21 protein-coding genes and 4 pseudogenes are annotated in these 20,360 nt (G+C 63.1%); 9 read left to right on the forward strand and 16 right to left on the reverse strand.

Annotated features, from left to right (window positions below; all coding sequences use genetic code 11):
• Nucleotides 1-131: pseudogene (locus HUI96_RS29765) on the reverse strand (hypothetical protein); the annotation flags it as partial.
• Between the two features lie 504 nt (nt 132-635).
• Between HUI96_RS29765 and HUI96_RS30420 the strand changes: the two are divergent.
• The 3 genes and pseudogenes from HUI96_RS30420 to HUI96_RS28545 all read left to right on the forward strand — a co-directional run.
• A pseudogene (locus HUI96_RS30420) lies at nt 636-908 on the forward strand (sulfatase-like hydrolase/transferase); the annotation flags it as partial.
• A gap of 188 nt (nt 909-1,096) precedes the next feature.
• Nucleotides 1,097-2,539, forward strand: coding sequence for an NAD(P)/FAD-dependent oxidoreductase (locus tag HUI96_RS28540; protein WP_188258088.1), 1,443 nt, complete (start codon nt 1,097-1,099; stop codon nt 2,537-2,539).
• Nucleotides 2,540-2,636: 97 nt separating this feature from the next.
• Complete coding sequence (locus HUI96_RS28545; protein WP_188258089.1) at nt 2,637-3,167, forward strand: TetR/AcrR family transcriptional regulator; 531 nt, start codon at nt 2,637-2,639, stop codon at nt 3,165-3,167.
• A gap of 421 nt (nt 3,168-3,588) precedes the next feature.
• Here HUI96_RS28545 and HUI96_RS28550 read toward each other — a convergent pair whose 3' ends face one another.
• The 10 genes from HUI96_RS28550 to HUI96_RS28595 all read right to left on the reverse strand — a co-directional run bounded on the left by HUI96_RS28550 (nt 3,589) and on the right by HUI96_RS28595 (nt 10,441).
• On the reverse strand, nt 3,589-4,374 hold the full coding sequence (locus tag HUI96_RS28550) for a sulfite exporter TauE/SafE family protein (protein WP_188258090.1): 786 nt from the start codon (nt 4,372-4,374) through the stop codon (nt 3,589-3,591).
• Between the two features lie 13 nt (nt 4,375-4,387).
• Nucleotides 4,388-4,819: a DUF6691 family protein gene (locus HUI96_RS28555; protein WP_188258091.1), complete on the reverse strand. Its 432-nt coding sequence runs from the start codon at nt 4,817-4,819 to the stop codon at nt 4,388-4,390.
• 4 nt (nt 4,820-4,823) lie between these two features.
• Nucleotides 4,824-5,252 (reverse strand): YeeE/YedE family protein, encoded by a 429-nt coding sequence (locus HUI96_RS28560; protein WP_188258092.1) that lies wholly within the window; start codon nt 5,250-5,252, stop codon nt 4,824-4,826.
• A 10-nt stretch (nt 5,253-5,262) separates the two neighbouring features.
• Entirely contained in the window at nt 5,263-5,592 is a 330-nt protein-coding gene (locus HUI96_RS28565) for an ArsR/SmtB family transcription factor (RefSeq protein ID WP_188258093.1), read from the reverse strand.
• Nucleotides 5,589-6,479 (reverse strand): MBL fold metallo-hydrolase, encoded by an 891-nt coding sequence (locus HUI96_RS28570; protein WP_425299321.1) that lies wholly within the window; start codon nt 6,477-6,479, stop codon nt 5,589-5,591. Before HUI96_RS28570 ends, HUI96_RS28565 begins: the two co-directional genes overlap by 4 nt.
• A 37-nt stretch (nt 6,480-6,516) precedes the next feature.
• Nucleotides 6,517-6,939: a TIGR01244 family sulfur transferase gene (locus HUI96_RS28575; protein ID WP_188258095.1), complete on the reverse strand. Its 423-nt coding sequence runs from the start codon at nt 6,937-6,939 to the stop codon at nt 6,517-6,519.
• Nucleotides 6,940-7,048: 109 nt separating this feature from the next.
• Nucleotides 7,049-7,651, reverse strand: coding sequence for a DsbA family protein (locus HUI96_RS28580; RefSeq protein WP_188258096.1), 603 nt, complete (start codon nt 7,649-7,651; stop codon nt 7,049-7,051).
• Nucleotides 7,648-9,006: an ATP-binding protein gene (locus HUI96_RS28585; RefSeq protein ID WP_188258097.1), complete on the reverse strand. Its 1,359-nt coding sequence runs from the start codon at nt 9,004-9,006 to the stop codon at nt 7,648-7,650. Before HUI96_RS28585 ends, HUI96_RS28580 begins: the two co-directional genes overlap by 4 nt.
• On the reverse strand, nt 9,003-9,668 hold the full coding sequence (locus HUI96_RS28590; RefSeq protein WP_188258098.1) for a response regulator: 666 nt from the start codon (nt 9,666-9,668) through the stop codon (nt 9,003-9,005). The genes HUI96_RS28585 and HUI96_RS28590 overlap by 4 nt, the downstream gene beginning before the upstream one ends.
• Before the next feature lie 62 nt (nt 9,669-9,730).
• Nucleotides 9,731-10,441, reverse strand: a complete 711-nt coding sequence (locus HUI96_RS28595; RefSeq protein WP_188258106.1) for a L,D-transpeptidase — start codon at nt 10,439-10,441, stop codon at nt 9,731-9,733.
• A 178-nt stretch (nt 10,442-10,619) separates the two neighbouring features.
• Here HUI96_RS28595 and dsbD point away from each other — a divergent pair, with 178 nt between their 5' ends.
• The 3 genes from dsbD to HUI96_RS28610 are packed head-to-tail and all read left to right on the forward strand — an operon-like array spanning nt 10,620 to nt 13,870.
• A complete protein-coding gene (gene dsbD, locus HUI96_RS28600; protein ID WP_237684457.1) occupies nt 10,620-12,440 on the forward strand; it encodes a protein-disulfide reductase DsbD in 1,821 nt (606 codons plus the stop codon).
• Between the two features lies 1 nt (nt 12,441).
• Complete coding sequence (locus HUI96_RS28605) at nt 12,442-13,248, forward strand: TlpA family protein disulfide reductase (RefSeq protein ID WP_188258099.1); 807 nt, start codon at nt 12,442-12,444, stop codon at nt 13,246-13,248.
• Between the two features lie 16 nt (nt 13,249-13,264).
• Complete coding sequence (locus HUI96_RS28610) at nt 13,265-13,870, forward strand: thioredoxin domain-containing protein (RefSeq protein WP_188258100.1); 606 nt, start codon at nt 13,265-13,267, stop codon at nt 13,868-13,870.
• A gap of 179 nt (nt 13,871-14,049) precedes the next feature.
• Here the strand turns inward: HUI96_RS28610 and HUI96_RS28615 are convergent, their stop codons facing one another.
• Complete coding sequence (locus HUI96_RS28615; protein ID WP_188258101.1) at nt 14,050-14,517, reverse strand: hypothetical protein; 468 nt, start codon at nt 14,515-14,517, stop codon at nt 14,050-14,052.
• Entirely contained in the window at nt 14,514-14,876 is a 363-nt protein-coding gene (locus HUI96_RS28620; protein WP_188258102.1) for a hypothetical protein, read from the reverse strand. The genes HUI96_RS28615 and HUI96_RS28620 overlap by 4 nt, the downstream gene beginning before the upstream one ends.
• 52 nt (nt 14,877-14,928) lie before the next feature.
• On the opposite strand from HUI96_RS28620, the gene HUI96_RS28625 reads away from it, so the two are divergent.
• Both HUI96_RS28625 and HUI96_RS28630 read left to right on the forward strand, forming a co-directional pair.
• A complete protein-coding gene (locus HUI96_RS28625) occupies nt 14,929-15,303 on the forward strand; it encodes a hypothetical protein (RefSeq protein ID WP_188258103.1) in 375 nt (124 codons plus the stop codon).
• Between the two features lie 524 nt (nt 15,304-15,827).
• Nucleotides 15,828-16,341: pseudogene (locus tag HUI96_RS28630) on the forward strand (IS110 family transposase); the annotation flags it as partial.
• A 167-nt stretch (nt 16,342-16,508) separates the two neighbouring features.
• On the opposite strand, the gene HUI96_RS29980 reads toward HUI96_RS28630, so the two are convergent.
• The 3 genes and pseudogenes from HUI96_RS29980 to HUI96_RS28640 all read right to left on the reverse strand — a co-directional run bounded on the left by HUI96_RS29980 (nt 16,509) and on the right by HUI96_RS28640 (nt 19,483).
• Nucleotides 16,509-16,631 (reverse strand): hypothetical protein, encoded by a 123-nt coding sequence (locus HUI96_RS29980; RefSeq protein WP_273033236.1) that lies wholly within the window; start codon nt 16,629-16,631, stop codon nt 16,509-16,511.
• A gap of 107 nt (nt 16,632-16,738) precedes the next feature.
• Nucleotides 16,739-18,216, reverse strand: a pseudogene (locus HUI96_RS30425) (hydantoinase B/oxoprolinase family protein); the annotation flags it as partial.
• Complete coding sequence (locus tag HUI96_RS28640; RefSeq protein WP_337918688.1) at nt 18,173-19,483, reverse strand: hydantoinase/oxoprolinase family protein; 1,311 nt, start codon at nt 19,481-19,483, stop codon at nt 18,173-18,175. The pseudogene HUI96_RS30425 and the gene HUI96_RS28640, both read right to left, overlap by 44 nt.
• On the opposite strand from HUI96_RS28640, the gene HUI96_RS28645 reads away from it, so the two are divergent.
• Nucleotides 19,383-20,360 (forward strand): pyridoxal phosphate-dependent decarboxylase family protein (locus tag HUI96_RS28645; RefSeq protein ID WP_237684458.1); only part of this gene is annotated, 978 nt, incomplete at its 3' end. The genes HUI96_RS28640 and HUI96_RS28645 overlap by 101 nt on opposite strands.

Below are 20,360 nucleotides of genomic sequence, written 5' to 3' on the forward strand. Positions count from 1 at the left end.
TCCGGCGTCTGGAAGAGCGGCCCGGCGATCACCTCGAAGCCGATGTCGCCGAAGGCCGAGGCGATGACCTTGGCGCCACGGTCGTGACCGTCCTGGCCGAGCTTAGCGACCAGAAGTCGCGGCGTATCGCCCGATGTGCTGCCTTGGTAGAATGCTCGGTGCGGAGGATTGTCCTCGCGCATCTCGTGAGCTAACCCATAGCGGTCCACTGAATGTCCGTCCAAACGTCCGCTTTACCTGTACGTAGCGAAGGCATGCCAAATCCGGCGGAACCCTCGCGTGGAGTTGAAGGTTTGGCGCCAGACCGCCGGCCGGCCCATCGCCGACATTCCGGGTCGGGCAGCATCAAATTCCTGCGCCATCGACCCGCGGTGCGGAGAGGCGATCGTCACCGGGCGTACCCATATCGCTTTTGCTGGATGGTGCGGACTCGAACGGGACATGTCCTATGAACAGAGCATAGATGACGCACTGTGCTCTTGGGGATGGCGGCCTCCGCATCCATGGCAGCTACAGAGGCTCAGGGCCTGCCCGCGACCTCGCCCCAAGCAAGTGCTCCAGTTACCTCCGCGCCGGCTGAGGGCAAACGGCGGCTTGACATTCTGATCCTCTGCATGGACCAGTGGCAGACCCACATGCAGGTGCCGGACGCGGTGGAGGCGCCGGCCATGCGGCGCCTTGAGGCGCAAGGCGTGAGCTCGACCGGCAATACTGCACCGCGCCAATGTGCACGCCCTCGCGCGCGACGATGGACTGACGTGCACGCCAAGCACACCGGCCCCTGGGACAACACCAACTTCGCCTGGATCGGCGAGCTGTCCCGCGACATTCCGACCATCGGGCACCTGCTGCGCGGCCAGGGCTATCACACCGCCTTCAAGGGCAAGTGGCACCTCTCGGCGGTGGCGCACGGCAGCGTCAAGTCGTTCTCGCCCGCCAGTGCCGAGGGCGCGCTCCAGAGTGAGTATCCGGACGCCCCACCTCATTCACCGGAGGATTTGTTTCCGACTGATCAGTCTTATATAAGAGGGAGGAACAGCCCGACGCCGCGTGTCGAAGGTTTGGTCGGCAATTGCTTCAAGACAAAGGAATTCAGATGGCTATCTCGAGGCGCAGCTTCCTCATTGGCGCGAGTTCAGGCGTCGCAGGCGCGGCGATCGGTGCAGGCCTCGGGATCGGCCTCATGTCCGGCCGCGGCTGGCACATCAACTCGGCTGTGCCACGCGCCATGCCAGTGGAGACGCTCACCGAACTACCTGCCGAGGCGGATGTCGTGGTCATCGGCGCTGGGATCGCCGGGATCTCCACAGCGCTTTTTCTCAACGAGAAAGGACTGAGCACGGTTCTGTTGGAGAAGGGCGTTGTGGCTGGCGAGCAGTCGAGCCGCGCGTTTGGCTGGATCTATTCCAATGGCTGGGACCTCGGCAAGCTGGAACTGACCAACCAGTCCAAGGCCCTCTGGCAAGGCTTCGCAGGGCGTTTCGGCGAGGACATCGGCTTTCGCCAGTCCGGCAACTTCACGCTGATCGGCTCCGACGATGAGGTCGAAATGCATCAGGAATGGTTGAAGGCTGCGCTTGAGGTTCAGCCCAAGATGGATTCCAAGATCATCAGAGGCTCTGAACTCGATGCCCTCATCCCGGGCGCCGGCTCCAAGTTCAAGGCGGCTCTCTATCAAGCAAGCGACGGCACGGCCGAACCGACCCACTCCGTTTCCAAGATCGCGATGGGAGCCATGCGCGAAGGCGTGAAAATCGTTGCCCCCTGCGCGGCGCGTTCGGTGGAGCGCGAGGGCGGCAAGGTCGCCGGCGTGCATACCGAGAAGGGCCACATCAAGACCAAATACGTCGTCATCGCGGGCGGTGCCTGGAGTTCGCTCTTCGCCGGCAATATCGGGGTGCGCGTGCCACAGCTTACGCTGGCCTCCTCCATGCAGCGCTTGAGCCGCATCGATGGCGCGCTGCCAGGCGCGGGGTATGGGCCGGATTTCACCTGGCGGATGCAGGCCGATGGCGAGACTTCGGTCGGCGTCGGCACCAGCGCTGCCCCGATCACCAAGGACAGCTTCCGTTTCCTGTTCGATTTCCTGCCGACGCTGAGATATTCGGGCGATCTCGTCAAAGTGCGCCCGAGCAGAGACTTATTCGAGTCGCTGCGCATGAAGTCGAGTTGGGGCAATGACGAGGTCACGCCGTTCGAGCAGGTGCGCATGCTGTCGGGCGAGGTCGACCGCCACGAGAACGACACCGCGCTGGCCAACCTGCGCCGGGCATTCCCGCAATACGAGAAGGCCGTGGTCAAGGAGGAATGGGCCGGCATGATCGACGCGACGCCGGACTCGACACAGTTCGTGACCGAAATCCCGGACCTCCCAGGGCTCTTCCTGATCACCGGCTTCTCCGGCAACGGGCTGACCACCGGGCCGGCCTCCGGCCAGATGATCGCGGAGATGATCGCGGGCGAGAAGACCACCTGCAACCCGTCGATCTATCGTTTCAACCGCTTCACCGACGGGTCGGAGTTCGTCTTCCGCTACTGAGTTGTGCAAGAGTGTCACGCCGGGGCGGCCACGCAGCGTGACATCCGGCACGAGGTCAGACCAGCCCTGAAATGTGATCTCTCCAACGCGAGGTGACATGCCCAGACCAAAAAGCATCGACAAGGCCACCATCCTCGCGGCGGCGGAGGAATTAATCACGGAGACCAGGGGCTTGTCCTTCACCATGGACATGGTGGCAGCGAAGGCTGGTATCAGCAAGGGCGGTTTGACCTACACCTACCCCTCAAAAGATGGGCTTGTGCAGGACCTGCTGAAACGGGAACTGTCGCGCTTTATCGCCGAGCGCGAATCCTTTACTGCCGGGGACCAGCCTGTTGATAGGCTGCGAGCCCATGTGAGGGCCTCTGCCGAGCAGAAGCACATCTTCCAGACCCGGGCCGCCCACCTCATGGCGGCTCTCTCGCACGAAGCTGGCAACCTCGAACGCGTCCAGTCCTTCTATCGCGAGATCTTCGATCTAGCCGAACCATCCACGCCGGAAGGCAGGCGCGCTCGCCAGGCCTTTCTTGCCATTGAGGGACTGTTCCTGCTGAGAGGCCTTGGACTGATGCAGGTCAGTGACGATGAATGGGACGATGTTTTCGCCCAAGCGCTAGAATGCATCTGAAGCCGAGCCCGGATCCGCTGGTCGATCTAAGACCGCTGCCGTCGACTGAATTGGGCTTTGACGGGCGTCCTGTGAAACTACACTCGTGGCGTCGATCCATCCATGTCCGTTTTCGGGACGAACAGCGCGACTGTGAACGGCCGACATCGGGCGCGTTGCTGACTGGCAGCTTGGGGCCGAGAGCGGACTGGCAGGTTCAGGCTCCAGATACTCAAAAGCGGTCATTCAGGTCGGCGAGCATCGTCGTGAGCTGCCGCCGAGGCGGGCATTGGCTCTGGATTTGGTGGCGATCGGGACACGAACTGCGACAGTTCATCCGAGACGTCATACATTCGCGTAGACGCAAGTCTGAGTTCCATTTCTGGCCGCCGTGGAGGAGGGTTGCCTCAGATGTTTAATCCGGGCTCTCCCACCGTCCGCCTCACCCGATCAGGGTCTGTCCGCTCTTCCACAGCATGTAACCCGCCACGGCGAAGACAAGAAGTGCGAAGGCCGTGTTCAGCGCACCCTTGCGGGTGCTGAGGCGGTGCGCCGCTATAGAGCCGAGCATGCTGCCCACGATCCCTCCGGCGATGAACACGGCGGCAAGAATCCAGTCCACAAGGCCCGAGAAGGCATAGTTTGCTGCGGTGGTGAGCCCGAAGGCGGTGACAGCCACCAGAGAGGAACCGATCGCGTTGAGTATCGGCATTCCGGTAGAGGCGATCAGGCCAGGGACGATCAGAAAGCCGCCGCCGATGCCGAAGAAGCCGGAGAAAAGCCCTGTCATGCCGCCCGCAGTCAGGACCTTCGGTGCATTGCCACGGTTGCACTGGGCGCCTGGCACACCTTCGTCTCCACGGCTCTTGAGCATCCGGATGCCGACAAAGATCATAACCAGCGCAAACAGGAACAGCAGCTTCTGCCCGTCCAGCGCCTTGCCGAGCGTGGAGCCCAGCGTGGCTCCTGCAACGCCGGCCACGCTGAACATAAGTGAGCAGCGCCAGATCACGTTGCCGCGCCGCGCGTGGCTCGCCAGGCTCGCGGCCGCATTCGCGGCCACCGCCATCGCGCTGGTGCCGATTGCCACATGCGCCACGGGCACTCCGACCATATAGACCATCAGGGGGACGGCAAGGATCGATCCGCCGCCGCCGAACAGACCAAGGGAGAAGCCTACCAGGGAACCCGAAAGGGCGCCCAGGAGGTACTGGGCAAAGTCGAGCATAGCTATTCCAGCCTCACGCGGCTGCTGTTCCAGTCCGGGCTTCGCCGATCGCCCGCGCCACCCACATGCCGAGGATCATGGCCGGGACGAAGACGAGCGTGCCGGCGGCCGCTAGTCCGAGCGATGTGAGCGCCGGCCCGGGGCAGAAGCCGCCGAGACCCCAGCCGATGCCGAAGATGGCGGGGCCGGCGATCACCCGGGCGTCAATGTCGGTTTTCCTGGGCAGGTGGAAACGCCCGCCGACGATTGGCTGCCCACGCGACAGGACCAGGCGGTAGCCGGTGAAGGCGACGAGCACGGCCCCGCCCATGACGAAGGCAAGCGAGGGATCCCAGGTCCCGAACAGGTCGAGGAAGTTGAGCACCTTGGCCGGGTCCGACATGCCCGAGACGACGAGCCCCGCTCCAAACAGGAGGCCGAGCATCAGATTGACGAGGAAGGACATGTGCTCAGCCTCCGAGGACGTGACGCGCGAAAAACACCGTGACGAAGGCGGTCGCCATGAAGACCGCCGTCGCGACAAAGGAGCGAGCCGAAAGCCGCGACAGGCCGCACACGCCATGGCCCGAGGTGCAGCCATGGCCCCATGCCGAGCCGAAGCCGACCAGCAGGCCCGCACCGAGCATCAGCGGAATGTTGGAGGAGACAGTCTGCTCGACCTGATGGCCCGTCAGCGCCATCATCGCAAACGGCGCCGCCACCAGTCCGATGACGAAGCCGAAGCGAGACAGGAAGGCGCCGTCGCGATAGGGCGGCAGGAGCCGTGAGGCGATGCCGGAGATTCCTGCAATGCGCCCCTCCCACAGCATCAGCAGCACGGCCGACAGGCCGATCATCATGCCTCCGATCAGAGAGGCAAGGGGAGTGAACTCGGTCATGATTTGGCTCCTAACGATGCTTCCGCGGAACTTCGCAGAACATCCGGTGCATCAGGGAAATGAACTCGGCGATCCGCTCGTCGGCGAGCCGATAGAACATGCTCTTCGACTCCTTGCGGCCGGTTATGAAGCCCGCCTCGCGCAACTCGGCGATCTGCTGTGACAGGCCCGGCTGGCGGATGCCTAGCGTATCCTCCAGGTCACGTACGGAGCGCTCGCCATCGACGAGCGCACAGGCGATCATCAACCGCGACGGGTGGGCGAGCTTCTTCAGGAAGTCCGCCGCATCCCCCGCATTCTCGACCATTTCGGCCGTATCGGGAGCAAGATCGAGCTTCATTTGTCGTCCCATGCGGCGCCTTCGAGTGCATCGAGCGGGAATTTCAGGTAGCGTCTTCCGTTCGCCTCGGGCTCCGGGAGGCGCCCGCCGTTCATGTTGACCTGTAGCGCGTGCAGGATCAGCTTCGGCATGGACAGGGTCTCGTCGCGGGCCTCGCGGACCTTCACGAACTCGGCCTCGTTCGTGCACTTCGACATGTGCGTATTCCTCGCCTTCTGCTCGGCAACCGTGGATTCCCACTGGGGCTCGCGGTCGCCTGGCTGGTAGTCATGGCCGGTGAAGATGCGGGTCTCGTCCGGCAGCGACAGGATCTCCATGATCGACCAGTAGAGCCGCGATGCGCTGCCGCCAGGGAAATCGGCCCGTGCAGTGCCCGAGTCCGGCATGAACAGCGTGTCGTGGACGAAGGCTGCGTCGCCGATCACGTAGGTGATCGACGCCAGCGTGTGACCCGGCGAGAACAGCACCCGGGCGGGAATGCGGCCGACCTTGAACGTCTCGCCCTCGGCAAACAGCCGGTCCCATTGCGAGCCGTCGGCCCGGAAATCCGGCCAGTTATAGATGCCCTTCCAGAGCTTCTGAACCTCGACCACCTTCTCGCCGATCGCCGTCGGCGCGCCGGTCTTCGCCTTCAGATATTGTGCGGCGGAGAAATGGTCGGCGTGCGGATGGGTTTCGAGGATCCACTCGACCTCGAATCCCTGCTCCTCGACATAGGCGAGGAGGGCATCAGCGTTCTTCGTCGCGGTGGCACCCGACTTTTCGTCGAAGTCGAGGACCGCATCGACGATGGCGCACTTCTTCGTTTCCGGGTCGGCAACGACATACTGGATCGAGAAGGTGCGCTCGTCGAAGAAGCCTTTCACCAGTGGTTTTGCAGCGCTCACGGAAATCCTCATCAGTCAGGGATTGCGTTCTTCGGACTTAGCGGCCGTGGGCGTCCAGCCACTTCACTGCGCCGGAGAGATCGAGGCTGAGACGCTGGCCGAGCGGCGTCACCTCGTCCTTCGTCATTCGACCGTCCAAAACTTCGCCGATGGCGTAGAGGGTGGCCGAGCGCGTGCCGGTCTTGCAGTGGGCCAGCACCGCACCGCCTGCTTCCGAAACGGCCTTCTGGAAGGCGCGGACCTGATCCTCGCCGATCTGCCCGGGCACCACCGGGATGTGGCTGTAGCCGAGCCCTGCGGTCTGGGCGACCACCCGGTTCTCGGCTGCGCTCGGCTGGCCGGGCTCTTCGCCGTCAGGACGGTTGTTGACGATCGCGGCGAACCCTTTCGCCTTGGCCTGACGGATGTCGTCGGCCGTCAACTGCGGCCCAACGTAGAGCGTGTCGGATATCTGTTTCATGCGTCAACTCTTCGCCCGAGTGGGCTCAATGTCAGCGGTGACCACTAACGTAATTAGGTTGCAGAAAAATGCAATCAACAATTTGCAATTATTGCGTCGGAGAACCGCGCTAGCCGCTGCGGCGCGCCTCCTGAACGGCTTGCCGGATATCTTCCGGGCTCAAGGGGCGCCGGTGGAGCTTCGATCCAACAATGAATGCAGGCGTTCCCGGCAGTGAAAGCAAGCGCGCCTGCTGTGCGTTGCGCGCAAGCAGCGCATCGATTTCTTCCAAATGGAGCTCGAGCGCATCTCGAACCCTAGCCACATCGATTTCACGGGCGCGCATGGCGTCGTCGACAGCACGGTATGTCAGGCCGCCGGTGATTTCGATGACAGCCGAGTGCGCAGCGGAATACTGCCCGAGCCGCGCGGCAGCCAGGACCATGCGCGACGCATACCAGGCACTTTCGCCGTTGATCGGCCAGTCCTTCATCAGCAGGCGGATTCCGCCGTCCTGCTCGACGATCCGCTTCAGATCGGGATGAAGCTGCTTGCAGGATGGGCAGGCATAGTCGAAGAACTCGGCGATCGTGACATCGCCCTTCGGGTTCCCGAGCACGGGTTGGACAGGATCGAACAAGACCTCTGAAATCGCGGGAAGCCCGCGCGCAGCGGCAGCGCTGGACAGCAACGGTGCTGTCGAGCCTGCAATGAACCCTCGCCGTGAGATCATGATGCCTCCGGCACCGGAATCGACAGGAGTGCCGACACTCCATGCGGTTGACGGTTCTTCAGCACCAAGGTCCCGCCCATTCGCGTTATTGCCTCCTTGACGATCGCCAGACCCAAGCCACTCCCGGTGGAGGATCTCGCGCGGCCGCGGAAGAACCGCTCGGTCACCCGTGGCAATTCGCTTTCGGAAATGCCAGGACCGTGGTCCTCGACGATGATGTCGACCCGCCCGGCGGCCTCCGCGAGACGAACCGTAACGGTGCGATCGCGAGGTGAATGGTTGAGTGCGTTCTCGACCAGGTTCCGCAGAGCAAGCGTCAGCAAGGTTGGGTCGAACAGCGCCACGATATCCTGGTCATCTGCTCTCGATAGCATCTTCATGCGTCCCGGCGCTTGGGGCATCTCTTTCATCACCCTTTCGATGATTTTCATCGGGCGACCGGTTTCCATAGTTAGGACCCCGTCGCTCGCCTCGACGGCTGAAAGATCGAGTAGCTGCCGCACGAGTCGGTCCGACCGATCCACTCCCGCCGAGATCTGCCGGAGTGCGTTGGCGTGGATAGCGCCATCGCGGCTGGCGAGCGCGACCTGTGCTTGCGTCTTGAGGCCAGCCAAGGGAGTCTTCAGTTCGTGCGCAGCAAACGCAGTAAAACTCTTCTCTCGTTCGCGGGCTTCGTTGACACGGCTGAAGAGGTCGTTGAGCGCGTAGACAGCGGGCGCGATCTCTCTGGGCAGGTTCTCGTTTCGGAGCGGACTGAGGTCACTCGCCGCCCGGGACGATATCGCCTTTGCTATTCCGTTCAGTGGGGACATGCCCCGCCGAACGCTGATCCAGATCACGCCTGCGAGGAATGGCAGGATGAGGCCGGCTGGTATCAAGAGCCCCTTGACGACATCCCCGACGAGGCGATCGCGGACATGACGGCTGTCCCCGACCATAACACGGACACCAAGATCCGGGTTCTCGATCGAGTAGACACGCCACGCCTCGCCATCCACCGTCCTTTCGGAGAAGCCGGTGCCTGCGTCCGTCAGCCGATCGTCCGGGGCGTGCTCCGAGCGTCCCACCAGCCTCCCGTCCAAAGACCAGATCTGGCATGAGAGCTGCCGCTCGTAGGAGTCGTCCTCGATCGCGAGTTGTGTCAGTGGGCTCGCGCCACCATCGGCGAGCGCCAGTTCGATGCGACGCTCCGCCTGCAGCGAATTGACCATGCGAGCGGCTTCCATGAGCCTCGCGTCGAGGACCCGTTCGACCTCGGCCTGTGTGCTGGCATAGATCCAAATGACTGCGAGCAGCCAGACCAGTCCCGTCGACGCGATGAGAACCGTGAGGAGCCTGGAACTGATCGAGTTCACGGACTTTCCTCCGCCAGCCGGTAACCCAGCCCGCGAACGGTTTTGATGAAGCCAGCGCCCAGCTTGGAGCGCAGCTTGTGAATGTGCACTTCGACGGCGTTGCTTTCGACTTCCTCCTGCCAGCCATACAGCGTTTCCTCGAGCGCCGCCCTGGAAACCGGCGATCCCGGACGCTCCATGAGAGCGCGGAGAACTCCGAACTCCCGCCGCGTCAAGGTTAGCGGCCCGCCGTGGAGACTGGCTGCCTGCCGGGCGGGATCAAGAACGACGCCTCGCCACTCAAGAACGCCCGACGCACGACCCGCGCCTCGTCGCGCCGCTGCCCGTATGCGGGCGGCGAGTTCGTCGAGGTCGAAGGGCTTTCCGACATAGTCGTCCGCGCCGGCGTCGAGCCCTGCAACGCGGTCGGCTACCTGGTCGCGTGCTGTCAGCAGCACCACCGGCGTCGCGTTCTTGCGACGCCGCAGAGAGCTCAGAACGTCGAGCCCGGAGCCATCCGGCAGCATCAGGTCGAGTACGACCGTGTCGTAGGTTTGCGCCTCGAGTGCGGCGGAAGCGTCCTCGCACGTGGTGACCGTGTCGACGGTGAAGCCCGCCAGTCCGAGACCTGCGGCCAAGCCATCAACCAGCACAGGGTCGTCTTCAACTACCAGGATCCGCATCTACCGTGTTTCCATAAGAGCCGTTCCCCAGGGCATTGCTTGTTGCCAATTCGATGGCAGCGTCAGCCGACGAGGAGGTGCTTCATGGCCGGATCGGGGACCACCACGATCCGGCTCCCGTCGCGAACCTCGTTGTAGAGGTGGATGACATCCTGGTTGATAAGCCGGATGCATCCTGACGAAACAGCCTTGCCGATACTGGACGCCTGCGGCGTACCGTGGAGGCGGTAGAGGGTGTCTACGCCATTCTCATGAATGTACAGGGCGCGCGCGCCAAGCGGGTTCTTCAGCCCGGGGCCCATGCCTCCATTTTCGATGCTGTAGGGTTCGAGTTCAGGCTGTCGCGCGACCATGGAGTCCGGCGGCGTCCAGCGCGGCCACTGACGCTTATATGCGACGATGGCTTGCCCTGCCCACGCAAACCCGTCCCGTCCGACGCCGATGCCGTAGCGGGTGGCTCGGCCATTGGCCTTTACGTGGTAGAGATACTTTGCAGGCGTGTCGACAATGAGGGTGCCCGGCTTCTCCTGTGTCGGATAATCGACCTCGGTGCGCCAGAAGCGTTGGTCGAGCTTGGCGATATCGACCTCCGCGATCGGAAAGCGCTCATTCGGCATTTCATAGTACATCGGCGGCACGGTCGGCTTCGAACTGGGAGGCGGAGGTTCGGCGACCGTGAGAGAGGGCTCTTCGGGAGTAGAAACGCAGCCTGAAAGGGCAAGTGCGCCAGCCCCTACGACGAACGCTCGCCGCCCCATGGAGCGGCCGATCATGGTCCTGGTCGGAACGCCGCCTTCCGTATCGTGCTCTGAACCGCGCGCCATTCTCTGCACCTTCTGCTGATTGAATGGCCCGCGTCGAAGCCTGCGTACCTTAAGGCTGCCTTAAGCTCCGTCCCGCACCCGGCCAAACATAAGGATCGACGCCCCGTCGGCTGGAGGGACAGTTGCAATGATGAGAACGGCGATTGCCATCCTCGGCATGCTCGCGGTGCAGGCCGCTTCGCCGGCCGCAGGCGGGTCACCAGCAGAGCCGCTGTCGGTGGATGAAGCATTCGCGATGTCGGTGGCGCGTGGCCCTGAAGGATCGCTTTCGGTGAAGTGGGAGATCGCGGCGGGCTACTACCTGAATCGCGACCGCTTGGCGGCCCGTGCGGAGGACGGCGCGAACCTCGACATCGAGACTGCCCCAGGCATCGCCAAGGACGACCCCAACTTTGGCCAATCGGAGATCTACTATGATGAGGCGGAGGCGGCGGTTCCCCAGCCCGGTGCCGGTCGGGTCGAGATCGTGTACCAGGGCTGCCAGGAAGGCGGCATCTGCTACGCGCCGGAGAAGCGGCTCATAGACCCCGTTACGCTTGCAGTTTCGGGCTCCTCTCCTACAGATCAGATGGCGGTTGAGTGGTCGACGGAAGACGTCGCATCGTCACCCGCCAACACGGGATCCCAGGCGCAATCCGTTTCTGCCGGATTGGAGATTTCCGCCGATCAGGGCCTCGTCCAGTCGTTTCTGGGCAAAGGCGGCGTGCCTCTCGTGCTCGCCATGTTCACCCTGTTTGGGGCGCTGCTCGCCTTCACCCCCTGCGTTTTCCCGATTTACCCAATCCTTACCGGCGCCTTGGCGCGCGAGGGCGAGCGCCTGACGCCCGGCAGAGGATTCGTCCTGTCTTCGACCTATGTCCTTGGCCTCGCCTCGGCCTTTGCGTTGCTAGGCGGTGTAGCCGGATGGTCCGGCCAGAATATTCAGCTGGTCCTGCAGTCGTCCTGGACCACCGGTGTTATTGCTGCGGTCTTCGTGATCCTGGCATTGTCCATGTTCGGGCTGTTCGAACTGCAACTGCCTTCGGCCTGGACGAACTGGATTGCCCGGCGCACCGGCCGCTGGGGCGGTTCGACGGGCTCGATCGCCCTGCTCGGCTTCTCGTCGGCGCTAATCGTGGGACCCTGCGTCACCGCTCCGCTTGCGGGAGCGCTGATCTACATTGCGCAGACAGGCGACGTCATGCTCGGGGCGGCCGCTCTGTTTGCGCTCGGGATCGGCAAGGGATCGCCTCTGGTCGCTTTGGGCACGCTCGGTGGTGGGGTGCTGCCACGTGCAGGCGCCTGGATGGAGCATATCAAGCGACTGTTCGGATTCCTGTTTCTTGCGACCGCCGTCTGGGTTGCGACGCCTCTCCTGCCGCCTGGATCCGAGCTAGCGCTCTGGGCCGTCCTGTTGATTGGGCTGGCGAGCTTCGCCCTGTCTGCCAGTCTGTCTCAGACATCGGCGCAGATCGCAGTTCGCGGGGCAGGCGGCATTTCCCTGATCTATGGCGCAATCCTGATGGTCGGAGCTACGGCCGGAGCCACGGATCCGCTGAGGCCCCTTGCAGTGTTCGCCGGCCGTGGAACTTCCGGTCCGCCCGTCGCGGAACTAGAGTTCACGCCCATAGCCTCGGCTGCCGACCTGCAGGCGAGGATCGCATCCGCTGAAGACAAGCCGACGCTCGTCTACTTCACCGCCGATTGGTGCGTGACCTGCCGCACAATTGAGCGCGGCATCCTTCCGGACAAGGGCGTGCGGCAGGCCTTGTCCAAGTTCCATCTGGTGAAAGCCGACCTCACGGATCTCGATAAGGAGAACGCCGAGTTGATGAAACAGCTCCGGGTGGCCGGCCCGCCGACCATGCTGTTCTTCAACAACTCACGTGAAGTCTCCGGGACCCGGCTGGTGGGTGACGTGAGTATCGAATCCCTGACGCGCTCGGCCGCCCAGGTGGAGATGCATTGACATGAACGCCGTGACTCTCGGGCCGCTGGTGCTTGCGGCCGATCGCTATGCCGTTGTCCTCGGCATCTTTGCCTTCGTCTTGATCACGGCAATGCTGACCCGCCGGATCGATGGCCGGTTCCAAGCGTGGTCGTCATGGGTGCTGTTTGGAGGCGGCGCGGCAGCACGAGCCGGACATGTAGTGGTTCACTGGAACACCTTCACGAAAGAGCCGCTGCGCATCTTCGCCTTCTGGGACGGGGGCTTTTATTGGCCGGCCGGGCTTGCCGCCGTGCTGCTCAGCGTCCTTCTGGTGCTCCGCACGGCGCGCCTGCGTCTATGGTCGCTGCTTCCGCTGGCTGTGGGGCTGGCGGTGTGGAACACGGCCTGGCAGCTGTCCGGCGGCACCTCCGCCATCGCTCTACCCGCGTCTACATTCGAAACGCTTGCCGGGGGCCAGCATGCACTTGGCGCTGCGGGCACTGCCCCCAAGGTGATCAACCTCTGGGCCTCCTGGTGTCCGCCTTGCCGGCGCGAAATGCCGATGATGGCGGAAGTGGCGGCGGCCTCAGAAGGAACCGAGTTCATCTTCGCCAATCAGGGCGAGAGCCGGGACGTCATCAAACGCTACCTCGAGGATGCCGGGGTTTCGCTCAACACCGTGCTTCTTGATCCGTTTGGCGGTCTTGCGCGCCATTATGGCGCGCCGGGACTGCCGGCGACGCTCTTCGTAGGTGCTGACGGCACTCTGAAGCATGCTCATCTAGGCGAAATCTCGCGCGAAACATTGCAGTCGAGGATTTCCGAACTGCAACCCGAAGACGATTGAAGAAGGAGACCATTGCATGCTGAACAGAAGACACCTGCTGAAGGCAACCGCTGCCGGCCTGGCGACCGCGGTGCTGCCCCTGCCTGCCCTTGCGCAACCCGAACTGACGGTCGAGGAAGTTCTGTTCGATCTGCAGATTCCGGTGCTCGGCAATCCCGACGGCGACGTGACGATCGCCGAATATTTCGACTACCAATGCCCCTTCTGCAAGCGCGGCCACAAGGACCTGATGGAGGTCGTGCGAGAGGACGGAAAGGTTCGTCTGGTGATGAAGGACTGGCCGATCCTTGGAGCACCATCCGTTCACGCCTCGAGCCTCGTGCTCGCCGCCGGCAAGGATTACGAGAAGGCCCTGCACGCATTGATGTCGACCAAGGGTCGCCTCAGCAACGAGGACGTTGACGCCGTGTTGAAGAAGGCTGGGCTAGATCCCGAGACTCTTCTCGCCGCGTTCAAGAAGGATCAAGACCGCATCGACGGAATCCTCGGCCGTAACATGGACCAGGCGAACGCGTTCGGATTCGGAGGCACTCCCGCTTTCCTTGTCAACACACGGGTCCATCATGGCGCAATGGACAAGCAGGCGCTGCGGGATTCGATCGCTGCCGCACGGAAGAACTGAGCAGTTCTAGCTATCAACGCGACTTCGAAACAAGGGCGTCCAACATGTTCCACAACCGCCCGAACCGCGGCAAGCGCGATCCGGTTGATGATCCCGCTACGAAAGGTTGAAGAGTATGCCTGGGATCAAGAGGCGATCCGGCCAAGTCCGATAGGTACTGAGAGGACACGCCGCGAACCTTATCGCTCACGGTCCGGCATGCAGTAGATGTCGGCAATCAACTCGGTGGAGCGATGGATCGCGGACGGGGTATGCCCGAGGTTCAATATCATCATCTCGTCAGCGTCCGTCAGCTTCTGCCGGGCATTGAGCATTTCGACCACCTGCTCGCCGGTTCCAACCATGGTCTTGGCGTCCCACATCTCGATTATCTGCCGTTCCCGACTTATGTAGGGATAGATCTCGGCCTCCTCGGGCGTCGGCACGACGAAGGACTTGCCCTGCGACATTCGCATCATGGCGTGGGAGTACGCCCAGGACTGCCGGCGCGCCTCGTGTTCGTCGTCGGCCGCCATGACGCCGGAACTGACGATGACATAAGGCCGGTCGAGAATGGCCGAGGGCCGGAACCTGCTGCGCTGAATAGCCGGAGAATCCGAGCAACCAGATGGGTGGCCGCCCGAAAGAGCGCGGAATCCCGTTCTCATGATATCGCGCTTCCGCGGGGCTTATGTGCCGCCCGGCTGCCCCCTTCCACCCAGCGCCGTGTCGCTGCTGACAAGGTCTCGGTTCGGTTTGGCTGAGCCGGAATGTTGGGCGGCACCAACTCGCCATCGAGCCGCGCCTTGATGCCGTTGATGGCGCGTCGCTGCGCCCGGATGAAGCCGAGCTCGAGCTGCCGCCAGGCGGGATCGTCCGGATGAAGTACGATGCCGCGTTTTTCCAGAGCCCGATCAAGGGCCGACTGAAGCGCTTCACTGCCCCGCATCTTGGCCGCCTCGGAGCGGCTGAGGTCATCCAGGAAGGCAATTGCCCTTTGATAGAGCCCCAGATCATCGTCGCTCATGCCGAGCCCATCCGGCCGCGTGAGGCCGCGAGCCAAGTCCAGACCAAACCCTTTGGAGGAGCGCCTCGTCGGCGGCCAGCAGCTTGGCTTCGTGCGCTTGGGTCAGATGGGCAAGGGTTTGCGCGTCCAGTTCGGTTGGTGGCCCCGCAACCAGCGCCTTGCGCGCCAAATCGACGAGCTGCTGCGCCTCGGCGATCAGCGGCAGGGCAGCCCGCTCCGCCGCTCGGCTGTCGTTTGCCTTGAGCGACCGAACGAGTTCGCGCTTGAAGCGTCCGGTTTGCGGATTGACACACCAACTGAGCGCTTCTGGCCACGGCATTGGGGCCGGCTTGCCCGCGATGTCATCCGGCAAGGCGAAGCGAAACTCGAAGCGATTGGCGCGGCGCTAAACGTGTTTCATACGGCCCATCAACTGTGGTCCTTGTAGCACGCAAGTGTAGCAAACGCGAACCGAAACACGCAGTCGAATCAAGCGGAAGAAGCGCTTCAGCAGTTCCAAAGACTTGGGTTGTGAGTGGCTCACCCGACAGGAGGCGGCACTTCAAGGCTGAAGATCTTGAAAAGAAAGGACTTTTCGATCCACACTGTAGCATAGGTGTAGCAGAATCGCGTAGTATGAGCAATCGACCTAGCGGCATCGATATGCTGCCGACCTGATGGTTGCGTTCCTGCGAGCTCTCATCTGGCCGGTCGCGTACTGATGGCTGGAGGGTGAGCCGTGGAGGCGGCAAAAAGAACGGCTGCGCCCGCAGCATCGGCGCTGAAGATAAATGGGCTTGGAGGAGGTGATTTGTGACCTTGACAGCTTTGCGCCCCGATCTCGGGCGTTGAGGTCAGTGTTGCCACCGCGGGAAAGCAGTTGGCGTGGATGGCTCCCGCTCCCGTTGACGGCATTCTGTTGCGTGGATGTGGTGCTGTCGCAGCAACCACACGTTACAGGAGCCCTCCGCCATGCAAGTCACCACCGTCGGCCTCGATCTGGCCAAGAGGGTCTTCCAGGTCGATGCCGTCGACGCCGAAGGACGTGCTGTTTTCGCAAGGCGTTGCAGCGGCGCAGGTCCTGCCATTCTTTGCAAGGCTTTCCTCCTGCCTTGTCGGCATGGAAGCTTGCGGCACCTCGCGTCATTGGGCACGGGAACTGACAAAACTTGGCCACGCGGTGCGGCTGATGCCGCCAGCCTACGTGAAGCCCTATGTGAAGCGAGGCAAGACGGATGCGGCGGACGCTCAGGCGATCTGTGAGGCTGTGACGCGGCCAACCATGCGCCTTGTGCCGGTGAAGTCGGCCGAGCAGCAGGCGGCGCTGGCGCTGCATCGGACGCGCGATCTGCTGGTGAGGCAGCGTACGCAGCTTGTGAACGTGCTGCGTGGTCTCCTAGATGAGTTCGACATCGAGATGGCGCGTGGCCTCCACCACCCCTTGCGACTGGCGGGGCGGCTTTCCACCGGCGAGGCCTCCGAGGTGCGTATGCCAGTGTGAGGCATCCCTTCTCGGCATCAATCGTCGTTTCTGGCGTGGCTGCCAACCTCTTGCAGACAGGTTCCAAACGCCGACTACCCCGGAAACGGATCCCGGGGCAGTCGCAAGTTACAGCACGGTCGGCATCCGTGCGGCGGCGGACCTGGGAGACGCTAATCGCGGTAATTGGCCGCGATGAAGCTCTCGGAGAATTTGCCGCTCTCGACATCCTGGTGAAGCAGTACCTCATCGCGCTGTTTCGGGTCGCCGTAGCCACCAGCGCCAGGCGTCTCCATAACCGCCGCCATGTCCGGCGTGAGGCGGATGCCGCTGGCTTCGGCGGCAGGCTGCGCTCCTTTCCGCCGGCATCGACAATCAGAAAACGCCCCGTCTTGCCCGCGGAGCCACCGAAAATGCCCCATGGCGGATTGGTGAACCGTTCGCCCACGCCGTTGAACTCGCATTCGTGGCCAACCGGACGGATCGTGCGCCGGATTCCCAGGCCGCCGCGGAACTGTCCAGCGCCGCCGGAATCCTCGACCAGCGCATATTCCTCAACCCGTAGTGGATATTCCAGCTCGATGGCTTCCACCGGAAGGTTGGACGTATTGGTGATGTTGACCTGAACGCCGTCCTTGCCGTCCCTGGTCGCCCTTGCGCCCATTCCGCCGCCAAGCGTTTCCAGATAGACATATTGCTGCTTGGTCTGTGGGTCGATGCCGGCGAAGACGGCGCTGGTATTGGCGCCGTTCGCAGCGCCGATCACGCGATCTGGCAACGCGTTCGCCAGCGCCCCGATGACGATGTCGACTACGCGCTGACAGGTATTGGCACGCAGCGCCACGGCGGCCGGCGCGACGCAGTTGACGAACGAGCCAAGCGGCGCACGGATCTCGATGGCATCGAAGATCCCTTGGTTGTTCGGCACGTCGGGATCAAGCAGCGCCTTCAGAGAGAAGCAGACGGCCGACTGGGTCGCATTCAGGGTCAGGTTGAAATTGCCCTTTACCTGCTCGTCCGTGCCGGCGAAATCAAAGACGATGCCTTCGCCGGACTTGCGTATGGTGAGCTGGATGTGGATGTTTTCGGTGCCGGCACCGTCGTCGTCCATGACGTCGGAGAAGGTGTACTCGCCGTCGGGAACCTTGGCGATGCCACTCCTCATGCGCAGATTGGTGCGGCGGACGATTTCGTCGAACAGCATTTCCAGATAGGAGGCGCTGTGGCGGGACAGGAACTCCTGCAGGCGCTGCTCGCCGAGGCGTGCCGCCGCGATCTGGGCGTTGAGGTCGCCCTTGCGCTCTGCCGGCAGGCGCATGTTCACAGCAGCAATCGGAAGATGTCGTCCTGCAGCTTGCCTTCGCTGTACAGCCGCGCGATCGGGATGCGCAGGCCTTCCTTGTAGATCTCGTCCAGGCCGCCAGACATCGAACCGACCGCCGCGCCGCCTACGTCGGCATGGTGGACGATGTTGGCGACCAAACCGACCAGCCGGCCCTCGGCGAACACCGGCATTGCCAGATTGATGTCGGGCAGGTGCGTGCCGCCGGCGACGTGGGGATCGTTCCCGATGAAGACATCGCCGGGCGCAATGGACGAACCATACTGATCGATGATGTGCCGCATCAGGCCAACCATCGAGGCGAGATGGATCGGCAGCGCGTTTTCGGCTTGTGCGATCAGTCGACCCTGCGCATCGGCGATAGCCGTGGAATGGCCGTGGCGCTCCTTGATGTTCGTCGAGAAGGCGCTGCGCATGATCGTCAGAAAGCACTCGTCGGTGATCGACTTCAGTGCGTTCCAGTTGATTTCCAGTGCGATGGGATCCAGATTCGTATTATTGCGCATCTTTGATCTCCATGATGAGGTTGAGCGCGTCATCTACCTTCAGCGTTGTTGATGGGGGTACCAGCGTCGTCGCGTCGAATTGGGTCACAATTGCAGGGCCCTGTATACTGAAGCCTGGTGCAAGGGCGCTACGCGGATAGACCGGCGTCGAGACGGCTCCGCTTTCAGCGAACCAGACATCGTGATATTCGGTGGGTTGCGCCCTCCCTTGCGGCGCGGGGGAGGTGGCACGTACCTGGCGCAGGCGGGCCACGCCCTTCATCCGGACGTTGACGATCTCGATCGGGGCGTCTCGGTCGACATGACCGTAGCTGCGCAGATGCGCTTCGAAAAATGCCTCCTTCAGCACCTCCACGTCGAGTTCGGCCGATGTGTCGTCCGACAGTTCGAACTTCACGGGCAATTCGTAGTTCTGGCCGACGTAGCGCATGTCCACGGTCAACATGCAGCCGGACTGCTCGGCGTCCTTGGCCTCGCTGGCGATCCAGTCCTTGGCCTGATGGTGGAGCTGGTCCACGATCTTGTTGACTTCGGCCAGACTGCCGCCAAGTCGGGTGCGGTACGTGGCGACGAAGTTTTCCTGCAGATCGGCCTCGAGAAGGCCGTCGGCGCACAATATGCCCGGGGAAAACGGCACGATGATCCGCTTGATTCCCAGGGCGTGAGCAACGTCGGCAGCGTGAAGCCCGCCGGCGCCGCCGAAGGGCATCAGCGCGAAATTGCGCGGATCATGGCCCTTTTCTGTCGAAACGGAGCGGATGGCACGGGTCATGTTCGATACGGCGATGCCGCAGATGCCGAGCGCGGCTTTCACGTCAGAGAGCCCAAGTGTCTCGGCGATCTTCCGCACGGCTTCCAGCGCCTTCTGGCGATTTATCGTAAGGCCGCCGCCAGCCAATGAAACCGGGAGACGGCCAAGTACGACGTTGGCGTCGGACAGGGTCGGCTTGTCGCCGCCCTTGCCATAACAGGCTGGGCCAGGAACCGCGCCGGCGCTTTCGGGACCGACTTTCATGAGCCCATCTGGGCCGATATGAGCGATCGAGCCGCCGCCGGCGCCCACCGTGTGAATGTCAATCATCGGCAGACGGATGCGGAAACCGGCAATGTCCCGGACATGGGCAATTTCGGTCTGACCGCCGTGGATGAGGCAGACATCCGTACTGGTGCCGCCAATATAGAGCGTAATGAGGTCGTTCATGGCCGATTTGGCGCCCGAGGTGGCTGCGCCGACAGCACCGGCGGCTGGGCCGGAAAGCGCCGTGCGAACCGGAAAGGCCAATGCCTTGTCGACCGACAATCAGGCCGGCTTCGTAACGGGAGCGACGGTCGCGAACTTCGTCTGCCTTGCGGCAGCACGGGGCGAGGTCTTGCGCCGCGTCGGATGGGATGTCGAAGCGGACGGCCTTTTCGGGGCCCCGCCGATCACGGTGCTGATCGGGGACGACGCCCATACGACCGTGTTCTCCGCGCTGCAACTGCTGGGGCTCGGGCACGATCGGGTGATCCGCGTGGCGACCGACTCTCAGGGGCAGATCGAGCCCGAAGCTTTCCGCCGCGCCGCGGGGGCGGTATCCGGCCCGTGCATCGCCATCCTTCAGGCCGGCCAGATCAATACCGGCGGCTTCGATCCATTCGAAGCGTTGATCCCGATTGCGCGTCGAGTTGGAGCCTGGGTGCACGTGGATGGCGCCTTCGGGCTATGGGCGCGCACATCGCCGGCGCTGCGGCACCTTGCCCTTGGCCTGGAGGCTGCGGATTCGTGGGCGACCGACGGGCACAAGTGGCTCCAGACCCCCTATGACTGCGGCTACGCCGTCGTACGGGACGAGGAGGCGCATCGCCGCGCCATGACCATCGCTGCGAGCTACCTCCCGACCGCCGGGACCGGAGAACGCAATCCCAGCAACTATGTGCCCGAACTGTCGCGTCGCGCGCGCGGTTTCGCGACCTGGGCGATGATCAGACATCTCGGACGCAGCGGCATCGTCGATGTCGTGGAACGCAATTGTCAGGCGGCGCGCGCGATCGCCGAACGGCTCGCCGGCGAACCGGGCGTGAAGGTCGTCAACGATGTCGTGCTGAACCAGATGCTGGTGCGGTTTGGAGCAAACGAGGCCTCGGAACTGGGCGATCGGCTCACCCGGGAGGTCATTGCCGGAATTCAGTCCGACGGA

Source organism: Pseudaminobacter soli (ex Zhang et al. 2022), from assembly GCF_014595955.1.
GTDB classification, from domain to species: Bacteria; Pseudomonadota; Alphaproteobacteria; order Rhizobiales; family Rhizobiaceae; genus Kumtagia; species Kumtagia pseudosoli.

What these genes read in the sequence shown, in the direction of transcription:
- HUI96_RS28540 (WP_188258088.1), top strand. Translation starts at nt 1,097, where the DNA reads ATGGCTATCTCGAGGCGCAGCTTCCTCATTGGCGCGAGTTCAGGCGTC.
- HUI96_RS28545 (WP_188258089.1), top strand. Translation starts at nt 2,637, where the DNA reads ATGCCCAGACCAAAAAGCATCGACAAGGCCACCATCCTCGCGGCGGCG.
- HUI96_RS28550 (WP_188258090.1), bottom strand. Translation starts at nt 4,374, where the DNA reads ATGCTCGACTTTGCCCAGTACCTCCTGGGCGCCCTTTCGGGTTCCCTG.
- HUI96_RS28555 (WP_188258091.1), bottom strand. Translation starts at nt 4,819, where the DNA reads ATGTCCTTCCTCGTCAATCTGATGCTCGGCCTCCTGTTTGGAGCGGGG.
- HUI96_RS28560 (WP_188258092.1), bottom strand. Translation starts at nt 5,252, where the DNA reads ATGACCGAGTTCACTCCCCTTGCCTCTCTGATCGGAGGCATGATGATC.
- HUI96_RS28565 (WP_188258093.1), bottom strand. Translation starts at nt 5,592, where the DNA reads ATGAAGCTCGATCTTGCTCCCGATACGGCCGAAATGGTCGAGAATGCG.
- HUI96_RS28575 (WP_188258095.1), bottom strand. Translation starts at nt 6,939, where the DNA reads ATGAAACAGATATCCGACACGCTCTACGTTGGGCCGCAGTTGACGGCC.
- HUI96_RS28580 (WP_188258096.1), bottom strand. Translation starts at nt 7,651, where the DNA reads ATGATCTCACGGCGAGGGTTCATTGCAGGCTCGACAGCACCGTTGCTG.
- HUI96_RS28590 (WP_188258098.1), bottom strand. Translation starts at nt 9,668, where the DNA reads ATGCGGATCCTGGTAGTTGAAGACGACCCTGTGCTGGTTGATGGCTTG.
- HUI96_RS28595 (WP_188258106.1), bottom strand. Translation starts at nt 10,441, where the DNA reads ATGATCGGCCGCTCCATGGGGCGGCGAGCGTTCGTCGTAGGGGCTGGC.
- dsbD (WP_237684457.1), top strand. Translation starts at nt 10,620, where the DNA reads ATGATGAGAACGGCGATTGCCATCCTCGGCATGCTCGCGGTGCAGGCC.
- HUI96_RS28605 (WP_188258099.1), top strand. Translation starts at nt 12,442, where the DNA reads ATGAACGCCGTGACTCTCGGGCCGCTGGTGCTTGCGGCCGATCGCTAT.
- HUI96_RS28610 (WP_188258100.1), top strand. Translation starts at nt 13,265, where the DNA reads ATGCTGAACAGAAGACACCTGCTGAAGGCAACCGCTGCCGGCCTGGCG.
- HUI96_RS28615 (WP_188258101.1), bottom strand. Translation starts at nt 14,517, where the DNA reads ATGAGAACGGGATTCCGCGCTCTTTCGGGCGGCCACCCATCTGGTTGC.
- HUI96_RS28620 (WP_188258102.1), bottom strand. Translation starts at nt 14,876, where the DNA reads ATGAGCGACGATGATCTGGGGCTCTATCAAAGGGCAATTGCCTTCCTG.
- HUI96_RS29980 (WP_273033236.1), bottom strand. Translation starts at nt 16,631, where the DNA reads ATGGAGACGCCTGGCGCTGGTGGCTACGGCGACCCGAAACAGCGCGAT.